Origin of the sequence: Comamonas sp. B-9, assembly GCF_000410635.1 — a bacterium.
Lineage (GTDB): Bacteria > Pseudomonadota > Gammaproteobacteria > Burkholderiales > Burkholderiaceae_C > Comamonas.
Genome location: NZ_KE148673.1, coordinates 1 through 18461, shown reverse-complemented (window position 1 = coordinate 18461; position 18461 = coordinate 1). Strand labels below are relative to the sequence as shown.

Here is an 18461-nt window from a genome sequence, read left to right as displayed (position 1 = left end):
CCCAGCAGAGGGAGGGCCAGTGAGGGGGGAGCCATACAAGAATTGGTATCGCGCCAAAAGTGATACCAGAAACCCGTGTGCCGTCTGCGGCTGGTCAGAGCATATGGCCACCCACCAGCCTGCAGCAAATGGACCACGTAAGGGCGAGTACTGCGGCCACAAGTACCAGCCCGCCCAAGTCCAACCCAGGGAGGGCCAGCCCAATGCCTGACATCTGGCTGCTCGTGTTCATCTCCAGAGGGCTGATCGGTGCCGCTAGCGACGCCATGACGCTGGAGCAGTGCGAGGCTCGGGCCCGCGACCTGGCCCCTGACCTCTCCCATGTGGTGTGCATCAACACCCACGACCCATCTTGCCGGATCTACCGGGACCGATCTACCAACCTCGCCCAGTGGCAGCAGGAGCTTGAACAGCGCTGCCGGCGGCGGTCCCAACCACAGAAGGAAAGCAACCAATGATCCCAGTTGAACACGAAGACGTGGAGGACCTGAAGAAGTGGGGCATGGGCCTTTCTCAGATGCTGGAGTCCTGCGCACTTTGCAACACCCCCACCCGCTACTGGCATACCAATAGCAACACGCCTTGCTGCCAGTCTTGTGCTCAGACGCACACAGTCGATCAGCTGAGGGAGACGCGGGCTTACTTCCCATTCGCGAAGGCAGCCCAGGCCAAGAAGGAGGATTGAGATGGATAAGACACAGCAACTGCAAACACGCGAATTTCGCTCGAATCTGGCGTCCCAATGCCAAGGAGCTGCGCGCAACCTCTCTTACAACAGCAAGCCCCAAGAAGGCACCGCAAAGCACCTGCTGCTGGAGGCGAGCCATGCTCTTGATGGGGCAGCCGTTCGTGTCCACAAAAAGGCTGATGGCCTTTTGCTGGTGAATGCGCGCGGCAAGGCCCGGTTTATGACATGGCGCGAGCGCATCGCTTACTGGGTTCTGGGTGGAGCTACAGAGATCCAACCATGACAAACCAGCCCGCCCCCAAGGAAGCACCATGACGCAGGACACCAACATTCGCCTATTCCCTGGAGCAGAAATCCCAGAGCAGACGCTGTCCGTGGAGAAAAAGCATCTTGGCTTCTGCCAGCACGAAAAGATAACGCTGGATTCACACAACCGGACCGTGCGCTGTGTCGCGTGCGATCAGGTGTTTGACCCGTTCAACTTCCTGCTGAACGAGGTGGCGCGGCTGCAGGATGCCTGGGAGCGACACCGGATGGTTCGCCAGGATCTGAGCGACTTGATTGACCGGGTGGACGCCTTGAAAAAGGAAGAGGCCCGCTTGAAAGCTCGGATCAAGACTGCCAAAGCGAAGGTAGAACCCGCATTCAGCGTGAGGAGCCGCGAACCATGACCGACGGAATAGGAGCGACCAATGGCTAAAGCCACCACCAAGCTTGCACGACGACAGCCAACCCACAGCCGCGCCATGAAAAACGGCATCTACCGCAAGGCCTCGCCCATCGAGGCCTTGATGGTGCGCCAGAGCTTGCAGGCCGATGTGGTCAACCTGGGCTTGCACTGCATGATGACCGACCACGGCAGCGAGCAGCCCGAGATGCTGGCCAGCCTTGCCTATCTGATCGGGATCGGCGCTGAGATTGCGCGAGCCATACCTGTGGCCGGCAACAACCGACCCGGCCTGCACCAGGCGCTGGCCGCCGTGGTAGACATGGCAGTGGATGGCCACCGCTGGGACTCAAGCTGGGGAGCGCAGCTCTCGCATGCCGTTGAGATCAGCATCGACCTATTCTGCAGCTATCGAAACCTGGGCCGCCGCTTTGAGCCGGGCGCCCGCCTGCTCTCGAACGAGGTCAAGGCCGGCACCGTGGGCACAGATGCGATCAGGCCTGTGGAGCTTCCAGGCGAGGCCCTTCAATGAGCCGATCAATAGCAATGAGCAGACGGGCGCGCCAGCGCGGCGATAAACGCGACCGCTGGAAAGAGCCCACAGATCAACCCGAGCCCGCACACAGCGGGCCTTTTTAATGGAGAGTACGGCCATGTCTACCCTCTTTCTGAACGAAGCCGAGCTGGCTGTGTTGACCGGCCGGAAATACAAGACGCGCCAGATTGAATGGCTGCGCACCTCTGGGATTCCATTTCGCGTGAACGCGCGTGGCCAAGCCATCGTCACCCGGGGCGCTGTTGAAGGCCGGAAGCCAGAAGCCGAGCCGACCGCAATAGAACCATTGCGGTGGACGCCGCGCGTGGTGGGGGCTAGGTGAGATGGGACGCAAACCAAGCCGCTGGACAAATCTTCCTCCAGGGATGCGCGCCAGAGAGCGCGGCAAGAAAGTGCACTACTACCTGGACACCGGCCAAAAACCACGGCGGGAGATCCCCTTGGGATCCGACTACGTGTTGGCCGTCCAAAAATGGAGTGAGCTGACAGCCGCCAAAAAGCCGCGCGCTGCCCAGCGCACCTTCCTGGATATCGTGCCTGTATATCGAGCCAAAGCATTGCCACTTAAGGCTCCGCGCACAAGAGCGGATAACGAAAAGGAGCTTATTTGGCTTCTGAAATTTTTCGGCGATCCACCGGCCCCGCTGGACGACATCGAGCCCGTGCACATCCGCCAATACATGGATTGGCGGATTCAAGAAGCGCGCAAGGTGGCTCAGGAAGAAAACAAGGAGCGCTCAGCAAAGGGGCTGAAGGCATTGGCGATCCCGCCAAACTTCGGCCATGTGCGCGCAAACCGCGAGAAGTCGCTGTTCTCTCACATGTGGAATTTCGCCCGCAGAGAGGGCATCACCAAGCAGCCAAACCCATGCGCTGGAATTGAGAAGTTCAAAGAAAAGGGGCGCGATACCGTCATTGGCGACGCCCTGCTGGACAGAATCATGCCCTTCGCAGCTCAGCCGTTGCGGTTCGCGATACGCCTGGCCAAGCTCACCGGTCAGCGGCCGGCCGATGTGCTGCGCATGAGCGAAAACAATGTGGTCGGCAGCATTCTCCATGTCAAGCAAGGGAAGACATACACCAAGCTACGCATCGAGATTATCGAAGGACTGGCGGTTCTCATGGATGAGATCCGGGCTTACAAGCAGTCCGTTCTGTCCCGATCCCATCACTTGCTCGTGAACGAAAAGGGGGAAACACTGACCACGTACATGCTGCGCGTCCGCTTCGATGATGCCCGTGAAGCCGCAAAGATTCCCAAAGCAGAATTTCAGTTCCGTGACCTGCGCGCTACGGCCGCCACGACCCTGGATGACAGCTCTGGCATCAGGGACGCGCAGGCATTGCTCGGCCACACGACCGAGTCCATGACTGCGAAATACATCCGCCACAAGGTCGGCAAGAAAGTGAAGCCCGCCGGATAATTGCGGAACAGCACCTAAAATTGCGGAACAGCTACAAAGAAAAAAGCCCCTGCGCTATTCGCACAGGGGCTTGATTTCTTTAAATTTTATATGGTGGGGCCTGCGAGATTCGAACTCGCGACCAACGGATTAAAAGTCCGCTGCTCTACCGACTGAGCTAAAGACCCGCCGCGTTTGCTTGACAAATTCTTAAGAACTGGTCTTGCTCACAACAGACTTAGATTATAGCGTAGGTTTTTTGTCATTTTGGGGAATGCGCCAATTTTTCCAAAATCCAGCTGGCTGCGCACATGCCGAAGGTCGCCGTCACTGCCACCGACGAGCCATAGCCACGGCAGTTCAGCGAGCCATCACCATCGACCGCGCAAGAGGGATCAGGGCCGGCAACAGCCTCCTGGCTATAGATGCAGGCCACATGAATCTTCTTGCCATCCTTGGGGGCACCATATTCTTTGCGCAGACGGTAGCGCACCTGGGCCAGCAAGGGGTCGTGCGTGGTCTGCGACAGGTCAGCCTGCTCCACTTTCCAGGCCAGGCGTTTGCCACCCGCAGCACCGATGCAGACAAAAGGCCGCTGGTTGCGCCGCCCCCAGTTGGCCATCGCGGCCTTGGCACGCACCTGGTCACAGGCGTCGACAAAGCCGTCAACGCCATCCAGCAACGCGGCGCAGTTCTCGGCAGTGAGAAAGTCTTCCACCACCTCGACTTCACAATGGGGATTGATCTGGCGGATGCGGTCGCGCATCGCGTCGACCTTGGCCATGCCAATGGTGTCGGTCAATGCATGGATCTGGCGGTTGATATTGGACTCGGCCACATTGTCCAGATCGATCAGGCGCAGGCGGGCAACGCCACTGCGGGCCAGCGCCTCGGCAGTCCAGGAGCCCACGCCCCCGATGCCGATGACTGCAATACAGCTTGCGCGCATTTGCGCGGCAGGCGCTACGCCAAACAGGCGGTCCAGGCCGCCAAAGCGCCTTTGTGTGTCAACGTCCGCCTCGGCGTCCTGCCGATCGGGCGCCGATGGAGACGGTGCACTCATATCACTTCAGCTTGGAGAGGCGCTCTTTGGCGGCCGCTGCCGCATCGCTTTGCGGGTAGGCAGCAATCAGGTCTTCCAAGGTCTTGCGGGCGGCCTTGGTGTCCTTGAGCTCGATCTGGCAGTTGGCAATGGACAGTGCCGAATCAGGCGCGCGCATATGCTCGGGCGCCTGGGCCAGGATCAGCTTGAAATTATCGATGGCGGGCTTGTAGTCGCGGGTGGCGTAGTACGCATTGCCCAGCCAAAAACGTGCCGATGGCACATAGCCACTCTTGGGGTAGCGCTGGATGAAGCTGCTGAACACGCCGGCTGCATCGGCAAACTTGCCGGTGCGAAACACGCCAAGCGCGGCTTCAAAGTCACGCTTTTCGGCAGGATCGGCTTTGAACTCCTGCCCATCTACGGTGACCGAAACGGGTTCAAACTGCTGGAGCCGGGCTTCAACGCCCTTGGCCAAATCAGTCTGACCGCGCTTCAGATCGGCAACCTCACGTCGCAGCGTCTCGTTTTCACCGCGCAACTTGTTCATCTCGCCACGCATGGATTCAATCTGCGATTGAAAATCCAGCAGGCTGCGACGCACTTGCGAGGTGTCCTCACCATTTTGGTTGTTGCCTTGCGTCAGCTGATCGACACGCTGGCGCAGTTCAATGATGGCGCGACGCGCGTCGCCATCTTCAAACAAAGCGGCTTGGGAGGTGCTTGCACAGGCCATCAAGGCGGCCAGTGCAATCCAACGGGGAGTACTGCGAGTGAGGTTCATGGAGCCCTATTAACGGTAGTTCAGTTCAACGCGGCGGTTTTGGGCGTGCGCGTCTTCCGAGTTACCTTCAGCAGCCAGCTTTTCCTTGCCGAAAGACACGGCTTCGAGTTGGCTGTCGCTCACGCCCAGCACGTTCAGCGAACGGCGCACGGCTTCAGCACGCTTTTGGCCCAGGGCCAGGTTGTACTCACGGCCACCGCGGTTGTCGGTGTTGCCTTCGAGCATGACCTTGCGCGATGGGTTGGCCTTCAGGAAGCGTGCGTGTGCATCCAGCATCGATTGCGCATCGGGCTTGACCGAGTAGCTGTCGAAGTCAAAGTACACAATGCGTGCAACACCGACAGGGCCTTGGCCGTTGGCTGCGCTGTTGTTCAGGTCCACACCTGGAACGGTGCTTTGGCCCACGCCACCAGCCCCTGCGCCATTACCGGCAGTCGCAGCACCCTTGTCTTCCACAGGTGCGTTATCCAGCGGAGGCGCAGAGCTGCAACCAGCCAACACGGCAGCGGCCACCAGGGCCAGCGAAGCTTTCTTCAATGACAACATGTAAAACTCTCCGAAACGAATTTCTCGTATAAAAATAATTGACTCGCCAAAAACCAATCCTAGGGCTGGTATGGGCCCCAATCGGGCTCCCGTATGTCTCCGCTCTGCCCTGCCAGTCGTGCCTTGATCTTGCCGTCCAGCGTTGTGGTCATGAGGGCTTCACGACCGCCTTCGCGGGTTGCATAGACGATGAGTCGGCTGTTCGGAGCAAAACTGGGGCTTTCATCGCTCGTGGTGTCGGTCACCGACGACACGGTGCTGGAAGCCAGATCCATCACCTGCAATTTATATCCACCACCGGCGCGGGTGATGTAAGCAAGTGTCTTGCCATCAGGACTGATGGAAGGTGAAATGTTGTAGGACCCGCTGAACGTCACACGTTCTGCGCTGCCGCCTTGGGCGCCCACGCGGTAGATCTGCGGCGCACCGCCACGATCGCTGACGAAGTAGATATAGCGGCCATCCTTGGAATACGTGGGCTCGGTGTCGATGCCACTGCTTTGCATCAGACGGCGAGGCTCACCACCACTCGACGGAATGGTGTAGAGCTGCGAGCCGCCATCACGGCTCAAGGTCACCGCCAAGGTGCTGCCATCGGGTGACCAGGCCGGCGCACTGTTGGAGCCCCGGAAATTGGCGATCAGGCGGCGGCGGCCGGACGAGACCTCGTGCACATAGACCACGGGCTTGCGCGACTCGAAGGACACATAGGCCAGTTGCGTGCCGGCAGGCGACCAGGTGGGCGAGATGATGGGCTCGGGGCTGGCCAGTGCCGACTGGGCATTCTCGCCGTCCGAATCGGCCACCCACAAGGTGTAGCGGGGGCCGGCCTTGGTCACGTAAGCGATACGGGTCGAGAACACGCCCTTTTCGCCTGTGATTTTTTCGTAGATGTAGTCCGAGATCTTGTGCGCGACCAAGCGCAGATCGGCCTGCGGCACGCTGTAGCTTTGACCGCCCATGTCGGCGCCCTTGACGGCATCCCACAAGCGAAAGCGCACATCAAAGCCATTCGCGCCACGGCTCACACTGCCCACCGACAGGTACTCGGCACCGGCGGCCGACCACTTGGCCACATCGGGGCGCGAGCTCTCGTCCAGCTGCTCGCCCGATGCATCGACGGGCTTGAAGAGACCGCTGCGGATCAGATCGGCCTGCACGATGGCAGAGATCTTTTGCGGCGACGCATCTTCGCCCCGAAACTTGGGCAAGGCAATGGGGATTTGCTTGATACCAACGCCACTGATCTCAACCCGGAACTGCGCCAGGGCGGGGACTGCAGGGGCTGCGAGCGCAACACCCAGTACGTGACGACGATGGAATAGCGGCTTGGCCGCCTCCGAGATGAGAGATGGGAAGCGTGTTTTAGTCATTACCGACCATCATAAATGCGCTATGCATGACAAGCCTTGAAGGCTGCAGGATGTTACACACCCCACAAATTCTTTATTATCGTCCAACGTCGACAGCCGTGCATTTTAGAATCACCTCTACATGTCCACAACTGAAAAACCATCTTCTGCACGTGCATCTGAGGCATCTGCCAGCACCGAGGGCTCCAAACCCGCTGGCAGCGTTGCGCAGATGCCACTGCGCGCACGCCTGTCGCGCCTAGCGCCCTACTTTGGCTACCAACGCTGGACCTGGGTGCTCGCCATTCTCGCGACCATCGTTGTAGCCGGTACCGAGCCCGCCATCCCGGCGCTGCTCAAGCCCTTGCTGGACCAGGGCTTTACCGGCGGCACCTTGCCGCTGTGGGCCGTGCCGGTGACCATCGTCGGCGTCTTTTTCATCCGCGGCCTGGCGCAGTTCATCAACCAATATGCGCTGGCACGCATCGCCAATGACGGCATGATGCGCCTGCGCGAGAACCTCTTTGGCCGGGTGCTCGATGCGCACCTGGGGCTCTTTACCAAGCAGTCGGCCAGTGCGCTGTCCAACACCGTGGTGTATGAGGTGCAAAACGGCTCCACCCTGATCGTGCAGGCCTTGCTGATGCTCTCGCGCGATGGCTTCACCGTTATTGCGCTGTTGATGTATTTGCTCTACCTCAACTGGCAGCTGACTCTCATCGTCGCCGTGCTGCTGCCCAGCGTGTCGTGGATCATGAAAAAGCTCTCCAAGCGCCTCTACCACATCACCAAGGCCAGCCAGCAAGCCACCGATGAGCTGGCCTATGTGGTCGAAGAAAACGTGCTCGCGCACCGCATGGTGCGCATCCACGCTGCCCAGGCCAGCCAGTCGGGCCGCTTCCAGATTCTGAGCCGCAAGCTGCGCCAGCTGGCCATCAAGGCCACCATCGCATCGGCGGCGATGACGCCGCTCACCCAGCTGCTGGCCGCTGTTGCACTGTCGGCGGTGATCTGCATTGCGCTGTGGCAAAGCCGCACCACCGGCATCAATGCCAAGGATGTGACCGTTGGCGGCTTTGTGGCCTTTATCTCGGCAATGCTGATGCTGATTGCCCCGATCCGCCGCCTGGCCGATGTGGCCAATCCGCTCACCCGTGGCGTTGCCGCGCTGGAGCGCGGCCTGGGCCTGCTCGAAGAAATCCCGCCCGAACAAGGCGGTGGCTACAAGACCGCGCAAGCGCGTGGCGCCATCGCGCTGCAGGATGTCAGCGTGACCTTTGGCGAAGACAAGGCCCCGGCGCTGCGCCACCTGAGCCTGACCATCCACCCCGGTGAAGTGGTGGCGCTGGTGGGCCCCTCGGGCGCTGGCAAGACCACGCTGGTCAACCTGCTGCCGCGATTCATCGAACCCAGCGACGGCCAGATCAGCATCGATGGTGTGGCCCTGGCCGATTGGGACCTGCACAGCCTGCGCAGCCAGTTTGCGATGGTGAGCCAGGATGTGGTGATGTTCAACGACACCATCGCTGCCAACGTGGCGCTGGGCCAGGATATCGATGAAAAGCGCCTGCTCGAATGCCTGGCTGCCGCCAACCTGCAGGACTTTGTCGAGCGCCAGCCCCAAGGCATCCACAGCATCGTCGGCCACAATGCCAACCAGCTGTCTGGCGGCCAGCGCCAGCGCCTGGCGATTGCCCGGGCGCTGTACAAAGACGCGCCGATCCTGATCCTCGATGAAGCGACCTCGGCGCTCGATACCGAATCCGAGCGCCTGGTGCAAGAAGCCCTCTCGCGCCTGATGCAGGGCCGCACCACCTTGGTCATCGCCCACCGTTTGTCCACCATCGAACATGCCGACCGCGTGGTGGTGATGGAGCGCGGCCAGGTGGTCGAGCAAGGCACGCACCAGCAGCTGATCGACTTGGGCGGCCTGTACGCACGCCTGCAATCTCGCCCGCACTAGACAAGCAAGGCCACCAAGGCATCCCCGCGCAACCCCAACATCTGCTTACCGCGCCAAACCACAGCGGCGGTTGGCAGCTGTGGACTATCGCCGCTAGCATGCGGATAGGCGGCCATCCCGGCCGCTGCCCGAGGAGGCTGCATGCGTGTCCCTATCCATCCCTGGTGGCGCCAGCTCTGGCTGGCCGCCCTGCTTTGCTGCGGGGCTGTGCTGGCACAGGCCAACAAGCCACCCGCGCTGTGGCTTGCGCAAAAATACCCCGGCGGCCTGGATCTGCAGCAGTACTGGGTGAGCGAGAAATACGACGGCGTGCGCGGCTACTGGGATGGCCAAGCGCTCTCGACACGCCAAGGCACCGCCATCAACGCACCCGCCTGGTACACCGCCGGCTGGCCCGCCACGCCGATGGAAGGCGAGCTATGGGCCGGGCGCGGCCAGTTTGCCCGCGCGCAATCCATCACCAGCAAAGCCACACCCGAAGATACCGACTGGCAGGGCCTGCGCTTTATGGTGTTTGACGCACCCGCAGCACCAGGCAGTTTTAATGAGCGCCTGCCAGCCATTGCGCAGTTTGTGGCTGCCGTGCAGCAACCCTGGGTACAGGCTGCACCGCAGTGGCAAGAGACCGACGAGGCCCGGCTGATGGCCCAGATGCAGCGCATTGTGCGCGAAGGGGGTGAAGGGCTGATGCTGCACAGGGCCAGCGCCGTCTACCGCAGTGGGCGCAGCGGCGATGTGCTCAAGCTCAAACCGCATGAGGATGCCGAGGCCCAGGTGATGGGCTATGCACCCGGGCGCGGCAAATACGAAGGCATGACCGGCGCCTTGCTGGTCCGCACGGTCGATGGCATTGACTTCAAGCTCGGCAGTGGATTGAGCGATGCGCAGCGCCGCGATCCACCTGCCATTGGCAGCTGGGGGACCTACCGCTACCGCGGCCTGCACGACAGCGGTATACCGCGCTTTGCCACCTTCTGGCGCGTGCGGGAAGAAGGCATGCCGCCCTCCCCAACTGCCGAAGTGGCAAGCACGCCATGAGCCATGAGCGATGAACGGGCATAAAAAAAGCAGCGCATGGGCGCTGCTTTTGAGCTAAAGAGAGCGTGACGCAGAGGACTCAACATCCCCCGCCACTCCTCACCTGCCCGGTCAGACCTTGGGCGAACGCGGCTTGGCCACGCGGCGTGGCTTGGGCGCTGCCTGCGGGGTCTTGGCCACGGGCGACACAACACCTTCGCTGGCATCACCCATGGGCTTTTCTGCCTTGAGCGATTTCTTCATCGCAGCGGTGCTGCGCTTTTTGGCCGACGAGGCGGGCGCCTTGCCTTCCAGCATGGGGCTGCGCTTCTTGGACGAAGCCACCGGCGCAGAGACCACCTGGGTTTGCACGGCCTGGTCGCTGGCGTCCAGCGCCACGCAATCGGCGTAGTAACGAACTTCGCCGCTTTCTTCGTCCACCAGCTCCACCAGGCCGTGGATATCGGTCTCGAAGCCTGGGCAGAGCTTGGAGAACTCACGCGCGAACATGAGGTAGTCCACGATCTTCTTGTTGAAGACTTCGCCAGGGATCAACAGCGGAATGCCGGGTGGGTATGGCGTGACCAGACCCACGGTAACACGGCCTTCCAGATGGTCGATCTCGACACGCTCGGTCTTGCGGCGCGCGATGTGCGCAAACGCGTCCGATGGCTTCATCGCCGGCGTCAGGTCCGACAGGTACATCTCCGTGGTCAGACGGGCGATGTCGTACTTGGCGTAGAGCTGGTGCACATGCTGGCACAGGTCCTTGAGGCCCATGCGTTCGTAGCGCTTGTGCTGCTGGCAGAACTCGGGAAGGATGCGCCACATCGGCTGGTTCTTCTCGTAGTCGTCCTTGAACTGCTGCAGCGCCGTCAGCATGGTGTTCCAGCGGCCCTTGGTAATGCCGATGGTGAACATGATGAAGAACGAGTACAGGCCCGTCTTCTCGACCACCACACCGTGCTCGGCCAGGTACTTGGTGACGATGGACGCGGGGATGCCGGTCTCGTCAAAGTCACCGTCCAGGTCCAGGCCCGGCGTCACGATGGTGGACTTGATCGGGTCCAGCATGTTGAAGCCATCGGCCAGATCGCCAAAGCCGTGCCAGTTGTCGAACTCCTTGCCGTTCTTGCCCTTGGTCTTGCGCGATGCGTCCGGGCCACGAATGATCCAGTCCTGGGCCGAGCCCACGCCTTCGTCGGCCAGGGCTTCTGGGCCCCAGACCTGGAACCACCATTCGTCCTCACCAAACTCATCATCGACCTTGCGCATCGCACGGCGGAAGTCCAGCGCTTCGAGAATCGACTCTTCCACCAGCGCGGTGCCACCGGGCGGCTCCATCATCGCAGCGGCCACGTCGCAGCTGGCGATGATGCTGTACTGCGGGCTGGTCGAGGTGTGCATCAGGTACGCCTCGTTGAACAGGTTGAAGTCCAGCTTTTGCGTCTGGCTGTCCTGCACCAACACGTGCGATGCCTGGCTGATACCGGCCAGCAGCTTGTGGATGGACTGGGTCGCGTACACCACCGAGTGTTTCGGGCGCGCGCGCTTCTTGCCCATGGCGTGGTAGCTGCCATAGAAGGGGTGGAAGGCCGCATGCGGCAACCAGGCCTCGTCAAAGTGCAGGTTGTCCACGTAGCCATCGAGCTTTTGCTTGATGGTCTCGGTGTTGTAGAGCACGCCGTCGTAGGTCGATTGCGTCAGCGTCAGCACACGAGGCTTGACGGCCTTTGGATCGACACCCTTGAGCAGCGGGTTGGCAGCGATCTTGGCCTCGATGGTCTTGGGCGAGAACTCGCTCTCATGGATCGGGCCGATGATGCCGAAATGGTTGCGCGTGGGCTTCAAGAACACCGGAATCGCACCCGTCATGATGATGGAGTGCAGGATGGACTTGTGGCAGTTGCGGTCCACCACCACCACATCGCCCGGCGCCACCGTGTGGTGCCAAACCATCTTGTTCGAGGTCGAGGTACCGTTGGTCACAAAAAAGCAGTGGTCGGCATTGAAGATGCGCGCCGCATTGCGCTCGCTCTCGCCAATCGCGCCGTTGTGGTCCAGCAGCTGGCCCAGCTCTTCGACGGCGTTGCAGACGTCGGCGCGCAGCATGTTCTCACCATAGAACTGGTGGTACATCTGGCCAATCGGGCTCTTCAAGAAAGCCACACCGCCGCCGTGACCGGGGCAGTGCCAGCTGTAGGAGCCGTCTTCGGCGTAGTCCAGCAGCGCCTTGAAGAATGGCGGCTGAATGCCTTCGAGGTAGTTCTTGGCTTCGCGCAGGATGTGCTTGGCCACAAACTCGGGCGTGTCCTCGAACATGTGGATGAAGCCGTGCAGCTCGCGCAGGATGTCGTTGGGCAGGTGGCGGCTGGTCTTGGTCTCGCCATAGATATAGATCGGCACATCCGGGTTCTTGCGGCGCACTTCGGTGATGAAGTCACGCAGGTTGTGCACGATCTGGTCATCACCGCCGCCCAGCTGGAACTCCTCGTCGTCGATCGACAGGATGAAGGCACTGGCGCGGCTTTGCTGCTGTGCAAACTGGCTCAGATCACCATAGCTGGTCACGCCCAGCACCTCAAAGCCCTCCTCCTCGATGGCATGTGCCAGATCGCGGATGCTCAGGCCGGAAGTGTTTTCCGAGCGAAAGTCCTCGTCAATGATGACGATGGGAAAGCGAAACTTCATGGGCGTTCCCGCAGGGGCGGGCCTCACTAAAACAATCGAAACAGGCGCGAAGTGTACGGAATTTGCACGCCCTTTTTATGTATCCTGCATCAATTGCCGCAAAATTGGTCGGCATATCGCACAATCGGGTAACAAACCTAATCGAACAAGGAGGGAGCTATGGAGATGTCAACCGTGTGGTGGCTGCTGACCGGCCTGGCCGTCGTCGCCGAGCTGCTCACCGGCACGCTGTATTTGCTGATGGTCGCCATTGGCATGGCTGCCGCTGCCATCGCTGCGCACCTGGGTGCCAACGAAGTGGTGCAGATCCTGGTCGCCGCCATCGTGGGCGCGGCCACCGTGCTGGCCTGCTACCTGCGCCAAAAGCGCCGTGGCTCGTTGCTCTCCGGTGAGCGCGAGCAGGACATGCACCTGGACATTGGCGAACAGGTCCAGATCGAGCACTGGGAGGCCGACCGCACAGCCCAGGTGCGCTACCGCGGTGCGCCCTGGACGGCGGCATTGCTGGGCCAACACCCTGCGCTGCCCGGCGCCTACCGCGTGGTGCGGCTGGAGGGCAACCGCCTGTTGGTGGAACCCACCGAGCCCGCCGCGCACTAACCACTGGTTCCTGTCAACCAGATGCCAATCACCGGGGCATAGCACACATAACAAACGCAGCCAAATCCATGCCCCACACCCCCGCCTGGCCCGTCACACCCGCATGGTGTAATGGCCAGGACCTTTGAGCCAGGGGCCCGCCCCCAGCCAGTCACTGAAAAACGGGCGCGTTGTACCAAGCAGTGCGTCCATGAGGAGAGCCCATGGAAGTCGCCATCATCATATTTGTCATCGCCATCATCTTCATTGCGATGTCCGTCAAGATCGTGCCCCAGCAGCACGCCTGGGTCAAAGAGCGCCTGGGCCGTTACGCCGGCACCCTGGCCCCCGGCCCGCGCTTCATCATTCCCTTTGTCGACAAAGTCGCCTACAAGCACAGCCTGAAGGAAATTCCGCTGGATGTCCCCAGCCAGGTCTGCATTACGCGCGACAACACCCAGCTGCAGGTGGACGGCATCCTGTACTTCCAGGTGACCGACCCGATGCGCGCCAGCTACGGCTCATCGAACTACATCATGGCCGTCACCCAACTGGCCCAGACCTCGCTGCGCAGCGTGATTGGTAAGCTGGAGCTCGACAAGACCTTTGAAGAGCGCGACATGATCAATGCGCAGATCGTCTCGGCGATCGACGAGGCAGCGCTCAACTGGGGCGTGAAGGTGCTGCGCTACGAGATCAAGGATCTGACGCCACCGGCAGAAATCCTGCGCTCCATGCAAGCCCAGATCACCGCCGAGCGTGAAAAGCGCGCGCTGATCGCCGCCTCCGAAGGCCGCCGCCAGGAGCAGATCAATATAGCCACCGGTGAGCGCGAGGCCTTCATCGCCCGCTCAGAAGGTGAGAAGCAAGCGGCGATCAACAAGGCGCAAGGCGAGGCCGCATCGATCACTGCGGTGGCTGATGCCACTGCCCAGGCGCTGGAGCGCATTGCCACCGCCATCCGCCAGCCCGGCGGCGAGCAAGCCGTGCAGCTGAAGGTGGCCGAGCAGGCCGTGCATGCCTACGGCAAGCTGGCGAGCGACGCGACCACCACCTTGGTCGTCCCCAGCAACATGACCGAGGTCTCCAGCCTGATCACCTCGGCCATGCGCATGATCCAGACCGGCAAGGGCCAGTAACCGCTTGGCAAACGTAAATGCAGCACGTGCCCGCTGGGGCCGCGCTGCATTTTTGCCAAACAAGCCCCCGCTTTGCTGGAAGGCGCCAAATTTCAGGCTAGAATACACGCTTCACCGACTGGAGAGGTGGATGAGTGGTTTAAGTCGCACGCCTGGAAAGCGTGTGTGGGTTAATAGCCCACCGCGGGTTCGAATCCCGCCCTCTCCGCCAGTCAACAGGTGAAATTGTCAGCCAAGCTGTCCACGCTTGGCTTTTTATTTCCTGGCCACCACAGGACGTAAAACGTACAAAACATGCGGAGAGGTGGATGAGTGGTTTAAGTCGCACGCCTGGAAAGCGTGTGTGGGTTAATAGCCCACCGCGGGTTCGAATCCCGCCTTCTCCGCCAGAACACAAAAAAGCACCCCTTGAGGGTGCTTTTTCATGCCCATTCGCGGCCTATTGCTCTATATACTCCAACGTGTTACGCTCAGTGCACTGGTGTTATATACAGTACTTATCTTGAACACCTAACTACCCCAATCTAAATTTTGATGGCCCATCTGATGGCCTGTGGAACTGCCCTATGCCGAAACGCATTCTTGAAAAAACTGCATTGGAAGTCTCTCGCCTACGCGAAGAAGGTGCGCACGCAGTAGGAGGGGTAACCGGGCTGTATCTGCAGATCATCGGTGGTTCTCGTTCATGGGTCTATCGGTACACACACCACCGGGCGCGTAAGCGCATGGGCTTGGGCAGCTATCCCTCTGTGGGGCTGGCAGCTGCCAGAGACGCAGCTCGGGCTGCTCTCACCTTGCGCAACAGTGGCGCGGATCCTTTGCAAGCGCGCGCCGCTGAGCGTGAAGCCGCCCGCCTTGCAGCCTCCTACCAGATGCCATTCGAGCAGGCAGCAGAGAAATTTATCAAAGAGCATGAGAGCACATGGCGCAATCTAAAGCACGTCAACCAGTGGCGCAGCACACTGGCAACGTACGCTTTTCCCGTCATTGGCTACCTGAACGTGGCAGACATTGAACAGGCGCATGTGCTGCGTGTCCTGTCGCCAATTTGGAAGACCAAAACGGAAACAGCCACGCGAGTGCGGGGGCGCATCGAGCAAATCCTTGATTGGTCAACGGTCCACGGTCACCGCAGCGGGCCTAACCCTGCCAAATGGAAAGGCCTGCTAGAACACGTTTTGGCGAATCCCAACAAGGTGGCACCCGTTCAGCACCCCCCCGCCGTGCCTTACGCCGCCCCACCTGATTTTTACCAGCGCCTTTGCAGTGTCAAAGGCCAAAGCGCCCGCGCGCTGCAGATGCTCATCTTGACATCGACGCGATCCGGTGAACTTCGCGGCATGCGCTGGGGAGAACTAGATTTATCTGCTGGCCTATGGCTTGTGCCCGCTGAACGCATGAAAAGCAAACGCCTTCACCGCGTACCGCTGCCTGCGCAGGCACTCGGCATGCTGAGCCAATTGAAGCCAGGCGAGCCGGACGACCTAGTGTTTGTGTCCAATCGAGGCGGCATGCTATCCGATATGTCCCTAACTGCGGTGATGCGCCGGCACTACCCTGATGCCGTGCCACATGGTTTCCGCTCCACCTTCCGCGATTGGGCCGGCGAATGCACGCACCATCCACGCGATGCGATAGAACTGTGCTTGGCACATGCCATCGACACTAAAACAGAAGCCGCGTATAGACGCGGCGATATGCTAGAAAAACGTTCAATAATTATGCAGGAATGGGCTAATTTTTCATCTAGCCATTGAACGGCAACTCACAAAATTCGCTAAATATCTTTATTAAGACTTTCCAAGGAAATTATTCTTGAATAAAGAATCTTTTGTTGATTCGCCTGAAGATGACCTAACTCGGCATTTATAAAATTAACCAAACTTGGAATATCCCCATCAGATTCCACAAAAATATATTTTATGTCTTCGGGTTCAAATTTAATCATACAGTGATTTTTTGTCCCCTCATTTGCAGCCTCTAAGACCTGAGGATCCCTCGACTCTTCTAAAGTCAAATACTCTTCTATTTGATCGCTTACTGGGACGAATCGCCATTCAGATTCATGATAGAAAACTTTATCTTTCGGCTCGTTACCAACAAACATAGTTCCTTGGATTGGCTTAGCGTTCGCGACTAAAAAACGCATTGCAACCTTCGAATTTTCTCTATTTACTCCTTCGGGGAATTTATGAGCATATTCATTTAAATCCTTATAGGTCTTTGATACTGCATTATTCCCCGAAATATATGCAATGGGGTTCAGTCCATTTTTAATCCCCCATTCTTTGCTCATGCCTACGCCAAAATCACCGTAAAAAGCACGATGACTATTAATTCTCGATAGCGGAATATCGCAAAAGCATACCATCGGATATCCGATATAATCAAATTTCTCAAAACCCAGCCAACTGACATCTTCAAGACAATATCTGGGCCAAAAGCCAGATTTTAAAATCTTATAAAGAGTTTCAGCTTGCTTTGTAAAATGAAAAAGCGCATCTGATCTAGGATTCATATAACTCAATCTATCTGCTGAGCCATAAATGTAGCAGAAAGACAAGGTTTTGTTACGTATCTTTCATACCGCCCCAAGCCTTGGGACACGCCTCCAGCCAGGTCACAATCTCGCTGACCAGCCAAAACAGCTTCTGCGGCCCCGCCTTGCGCGGGTGGGGGAAGCCGTGGTTCTCGATCAGGTTACGCAGCGTCATTTCGGCCACGTCCATTTCTGCCAGTACTTCTTCTTTGTTCATGCGGTAAATGCCCATGGCCATTTCTCCCTGTTTACGCTTCTTTAATCCCGCTGGTATTCCCTAGCGGGAATATTCAGCGGCCAGGCCCACCACTTAGGCCATTTCATTCCCGTTCGGGAATCCCACCGGCCTGATCACATCGGCGCTCACCGTGCCCGCCATCACATGCTGCGCCAGCAGGCGCGCGCCAGGCTCAAACCGCCTTGCCAGGTTGCCGTAGCTGCAGAACAGGTCAATGCTGATATCGGCCGCCAGCGACATCTGGGCGCCCCAGCTGGAATCCCAGTGGTGCCCGTCCACCGCCATATCCACCACGGTGGCCAGCGCCTGGTGCAGGCCTGGCCGGTTGTCGCCGGCCACCGGAATGGCTCGCGCAATCTCGGCGCCCATTCCAAGCAGGTAGGCCAGGCGGGCCAGCAGCTCGGTCTGGTTTGACTGGTGATCGGCCTGCAGGCAGTGCAGCCCCACGCTGGTGTATTCGGCCTCCATGTTCTTGCGCACCATCAGCGCCATCATCGGCGCCGCCTTGCGGTAGAGGCCGCGCTTCATCGCACGGCTGTGGGTTGGCGTTTTCTGTGTCATGCGAACCTCATTACGCTTGCTTATTCATCTGGATTTTTGACAGCAGGCGGGTGACGGCATAACGGCGTGCCTTTTGCTTATCACCGCCATGCAGACGGAAGGTCTCATGCGCGCCTTGATTGGTGCTGTGGTGCCTAGCGTATGCGCTGACCTCGCTGCTGGACCAGCAAACATCTATTGCCATCTCGGCTTCTAGGCGTGCACAGTCTCCATCACTGGTGAGTGGATTGGCTTCCAGCACATCGGCGGGCTGGGCCTGGGGGGATTTGTAGAGCGTGCGCGTTTCGTACTTCTTGCCGTCTTCGGGATCAGGGAACCCGTCGTACCAATCTGCACAGCCTGCTGCGCGGTACTGGTGGACAGCCATCGGCTCGGCCTGAACTTCTGCCTGGTTGATAAGGCGCAGGCCTGGCATGCGACTATCTACCGTCATGGCACGGGCCCATTCATCACGAAACCTCAGCAGGTCGAAGTCGCGACTGCGCGCCCAGATTGTGATTATTCGGCGCGCTGGTGCCTTCCATTCGCCGTTTTCCCAGGTGTAACCGGCTTTGCTCAGCAAGCGCGCAGCTGCGCTCACAGCGGCACGCACGCTGGATGTTTTGCCGGCGCTGCGGGGGCGGTTGATCACTTTTTGCATATGAGTCCTCTTAATTTATTTCAGCTTGGCCATTGCTCTGGCCAGCCAAGAAATTG

The 18461-nt window shown here is 59.5% G+C and carries 20 protein-coding genes and 3 tRNA genes; 13 read left to right on the top strand and 10 right to left on the bottom strand.

What is annotated here, in order from left to right:
• Positions 1-203 precede the first annotated feature (203 nt).
• The 6 genes from H928_RS0124220 (at position 204) to H928_RS0124190 (ending at position 3335) form a co-directional block, all read left to right on the top strand.
• Positions 204-458, top strand: coding sequence for a hypothetical protein (locus tag H928_RS0124220; protein WP_021028815.1), 255 nt, complete (start codon positions 204-206; stop codon positions 456-458).
• A 228-nt stretch (positions 459-686) separates the two neighbouring features.
• Positions 687-971, top strand: coding sequence for a hypothetical protein (locus tag H928_RS0124210; RefSeq protein ID WP_027011356.1), 285 nt, complete (start codon positions 687-689; stop codon positions 969-971).
• A 28-nt stretch (positions 972-999) separates the two neighbouring features.
• A complete protein-coding gene (locus H928_RS0124205; protein ID WP_021028813.1) occupies positions 1000-1359 on the top strand; it encodes a hypothetical protein in 360 nt (119 codons plus the stop codon).
• A 75-nt stretch (positions 1360-1434) separates the two neighbouring features.
• Entirely contained in the window at positions 1435-1887 is a 453-nt protein-coding gene (locus H928_RS0124200; RefSeq protein WP_021028812.1) for a hypothetical protein, read from the top strand.
• Positions 1888-2008: 121 nt separating this feature from the next.
• A complete protein-coding gene (locus tag H928_RS0124195; RefSeq protein WP_027011355.1) occupies positions 2009-2233 on the top strand; it encodes a DUF4224 domain-containing protein in 225 nt (74 codons plus the stop codon).
• A 1-nt stretch (position 2234) separates the two neighbouring features.
• Positions 2235-3335 carry a tyrosine-type recombinase/integrase gene (locus H928_RS0124190; protein ID WP_027011354.1) on the top strand — a complete coding sequence of 367 codons (1101 nt, stop codon included), beginning with the start codon at positions 2235-2237 and terminating at the stop codon, positions 3333-3335.
• 91 nt (positions 3336-3426) lie between these two features.
• Here the strand turns inward: H928_RS0124190 and H928_RS0124185 are convergent.
• The 5 genes from H928_RS0124185 to tolB all read right to left on the bottom strand — a co-directional run bounded on the left by H928_RS0124185 (position 3427) and on the right by tolB (position 7059).
• Positions 3427-3502 (bottom strand) — tRNA-Lys (locus H928_RS0124185).
• A 74-nt stretch (positions 3503-3576) separates the two neighbouring features.
• A complete protein-coding gene (locus H928_RS0124180; protein WP_021028809.1) occupies positions 3577-4377 on the bottom strand; it encodes a ThiF family adenylyltransferase in 801 nt (266 codons plus the stop codon).
• A 1-nt stretch (position 4378) separates the two neighbouring features.
• Positions 4379-5140 (bottom strand): tol-pal system protein YbgF, encoded by a 762-nt coding sequence (gene ybgF / locus H928_RS0124175; RefSeq protein ID WP_027011353.1) that lies wholly within the window; start codon positions 5138-5140, stop codon positions 4379-4381.
• A gap of 9 nt (positions 5141-5149) precedes the next feature.
• Complete coding sequence (pal, locus tag H928_RS0124170) at positions 5150-5686, bottom strand: peptidoglycan-associated lipoprotein Pal (protein ID WP_027011352.1); 537 nt, start codon at positions 5684-5686, stop codon at positions 5150-5152.
• A gap of 59 nt (positions 5687-5745) precedes the next feature.
• Entirely contained in the window at positions 5746-7059 is a 1314-nt protein-coding gene (gene tolB, locus H928_RS0124165) for a Tol-Pal system beta propeller repeat protein TolB (RefSeq protein WP_021028806.1), read from the bottom strand.
• Between the two features lie 211 nt (positions 7060-7270).
• Between tolB and msbA the strand changes: the two genes are divergently transcribed.
• Entirely contained in the window at positions 7271-9001 is a 1731-nt protein-coding gene (gene msbA, locus H928_RS0124160; protein WP_021028805.1) for a lipid A export permease/ATP-binding protein MsbA, read from the top strand.
• Between the two features lie 141 nt (positions 9002-9142).
• Positions 9143-10039, top strand: coding sequence for a DNA ligase (locus tag H928_RS0124155; RefSeq protein WP_021028804.1), 897 nt, complete (start codon positions 9143-9145; stop codon positions 10037-10039).
• Positions 10040-10150: 111 nt separating this feature from the next.
• Here H928_RS0124155 and H928_RS29685 read toward each other — a convergent pair whose 3' ends face one another.
• Positions 10151-12709, bottom strand: a complete 2559-nt coding sequence (locus H928_RS29685) for an arginine/lysine/ornithine decarboxylase (RefSeq protein ID WP_021028803.1) — start codon at positions 12707-12709, stop codon at positions 10151-10153.
• Between the two features lie 159 nt (positions 12710-12868).
• On the opposite strand from H928_RS29685, the gene H928_RS0124145 reads away from it, so the two are divergent.
• The 5 genes from H928_RS0124145 (at position 12869) to H928_RS0124125 (ending at position 16184) form a co-directional block, all read left to right on the top strand.
• Positions 12869-13309 (top strand): NfeD family protein, encoded by a 441-nt coding sequence (locus H928_RS0124145; RefSeq protein ID WP_021028802.1) that lies wholly within the window; start codon positions 12869-12871, stop codon positions 13307-13309.
• 203 nt (positions 13310-13512) lie between these two features.
• The gene (locus tag H928_RS0124140) at positions 13513-14427 is read left to right on the top strand and encodes an SPFH domain-containing protein (RefSeq protein WP_021028801.1); all 915 of its coding nucleotides are present in this window, start codon (positions 13513-13515) and stop codon (positions 14425-14427) included.
• A 120-nt stretch (positions 14428-14547) separates the two neighbouring features.
• A tRNA-Ser gene (locus tag H928_RS0124135) sits at positions 14548-14638 on the top strand.
• Positions 14639-14725: 87 nt separating this feature from the next.
• A tRNA-Ser gene (locus H928_RS0124130) sits at positions 14726-14816 on the top strand.
• A gap of 177 nt (positions 14817-14993) precedes the next feature.
• Positions 14994-16184, top strand: a complete 1191-nt coding sequence (locus tag H928_RS0124125; protein ID WP_027011349.1) for a site-specific integrase — start codon at positions 14994-14996, stop codon at positions 16182-16184.
• Between the two features lie 20 nt (positions 16185-16204).
• Here the strand turns inward: H928_RS0124125 and H928_RS31190 are convergent, their stop codons facing one another.
• From H928_RS31190 to H928_RS0124110, 4 genes are all read right to left on the bottom strand, one after another.
• Complete coding sequence (locus H928_RS31190) at positions 16205-16990, bottom strand: abortive infection system antitoxin AbiGi family protein (RefSeq protein WP_158400639.1); 786 nt, start codon at positions 16988-16990, stop codon at positions 16205-16207.
• Between the two features lie 7 nt (positions 16991-16997).
• A complete protein-coding gene (locus H928_RS0124120) occupies positions 16998-17198 on the bottom strand; it encodes an AlpA family transcriptional regulator (protein ID WP_148293294.1) in 201 nt (66 codons plus the stop codon).
• Positions 17199-17276: 78 nt separating this feature from the next.
• Positions 17277-17765, bottom strand: coding sequence for a hypothetical protein (locus tag H928_RS0124115; protein ID WP_148293293.1), 489 nt, complete (start codon positions 17763-17765; stop codon positions 17277-17279).
• A gap of 10 nt (positions 17766-17775) precedes the next feature.
• Complete coding sequence (locus tag H928_RS0124110; RefSeq protein ID WP_148293292.1) at positions 17776-18405, bottom strand: hypothetical protein; 630 nt, start codon at positions 18403-18405, stop codon at positions 17776-17778.
• Positions 18406-18461: the final 56 nt, after the last annotated feature.

Bases quoted from the DNA above. Each gene is read 5' to 3' on its own strand.
- H928_RS29685 (WP_021028803.1), bottom strand. From the start codon at position 12,709: ATGAAGTTTCGCTTTCCCATCGTCATCATTGACGAGGACTTTCGCTCG.
- H928_RS0124125 (WP_027011349.1), top strand. From the start codon at position 14,994: ATGCCGAAACGCATTCTTGAAAAAACTGCATTGGAAGTCTCTCGCCTA.
- H928_RS0124220 (WP_021028815.1), top strand. From the start codon at position 204: ATGCCTGACATCTGGCTGCTCGTGTTCATCTCCAGAGGGCTGATCGGT.
- H928_RS0124140 (WP_021028801.1), top strand. From the start codon at position 13,513: ATGGAAGTCGCCATCATCATATTTGTCATCGCCATCATCTTCATTGCG.
- pal (WP_027011352.1), bottom strand. From the start codon at position 5,686: ATGTTGTCATTGAAGAAAGCTTCGCTGGCCCTGGTGGCCGCTGCCGTG.
- H928_RS0124195 (WP_027011355.1), top strand. From the start codon at position 2,009: ATGTCTACCCTCTTTCTGAACGAAGCCGAGCTGGCTGTGTTGACCGGC.
- H928_RS0124110 (WP_148293292.1), bottom strand. From the start codon at position 18,405: ATGCAAAAAGTGATCAACCGCCCCCGCAGCGCCGGCAAAACATCCAGC.
- H928_RS0124120 (WP_148293294.1), bottom strand. From the start codon at position 17,198: ATGGGCATTTACCGCATGAACAAAGAAGAAGTACTGGCAGAAATGGAC.
- H928_RS0124145 (WP_021028802.1), top strand. From the start codon at position 12,869: ATGGAGATGTCAACCGTGTGGTGGCTGCTGACCGGCCTGGCCGTCGTC.
- H928_RS0124200 (WP_021028812.1), top strand. From the start codon at position 1,435: ATGAAAAACGGCATCTACCGCAAGGCCTCGCCCATCGAGGCCTTGATG.
- H928_RS0124210 (WP_027011356.1), top strand. From the start codon at position 687: ATGGATAAGACACAGCAACTGCAAACACGCGAATTTCGCTCGAATCTG.
- H928_RS0124115 (WP_148293293.1), bottom strand. From the start codon at position 17,765: ATGACACAGAAAACGCCAACCCACAGCCGTGCGATGAAGCGCGGCCTC.
- H928_RS0124205 (WP_021028813.1), top strand. From the start codon at position 1,000: ATGACGCAGGACACCAACATTCGCCTATTCCCTGGAGCAGAAATCCCA.
- ybgF (WP_027011353.1), bottom strand. From the start codon at position 5,140: ATGAACCTCACTCGCAGTACTCCCCGTTGGATTGCACTGGCCGCCTTG.
- tolB (WP_021028806.1), bottom strand. From the start codon at position 7,059: ATGACTAAAACACGCTTCCCATCTCTCATCTCGGAGGCGGCCAAGCCG.
- H928_RS0124180 (WP_021028809.1), bottom strand. From the start codon at position 4,377: ATGAGTGCACCGTCTCCATCGGCGCCCGATCGGCAGGACGCCGAGGCG.
- H928_RS0124155 (WP_021028804.1), top strand. From the start codon at position 9,143: ATGCGTGTCCCTATCCATCCCTGGTGGCGCCAGCTCTGGCTGGCCGCC.
- msbA (WP_021028805.1), top strand. From the start codon at position 7,271: ATGCCACTGCGCGCACGCCTGTCGCGCCTAGCGCCCTACTTTGGCTAC.
- H928_RS0124190 (WP_027011354.1), top strand. From the start codon at position 2,235: ATGGGACGCAAACCAAGCCGCTGGACAAATCTTCCTCCAGGGATGCGC.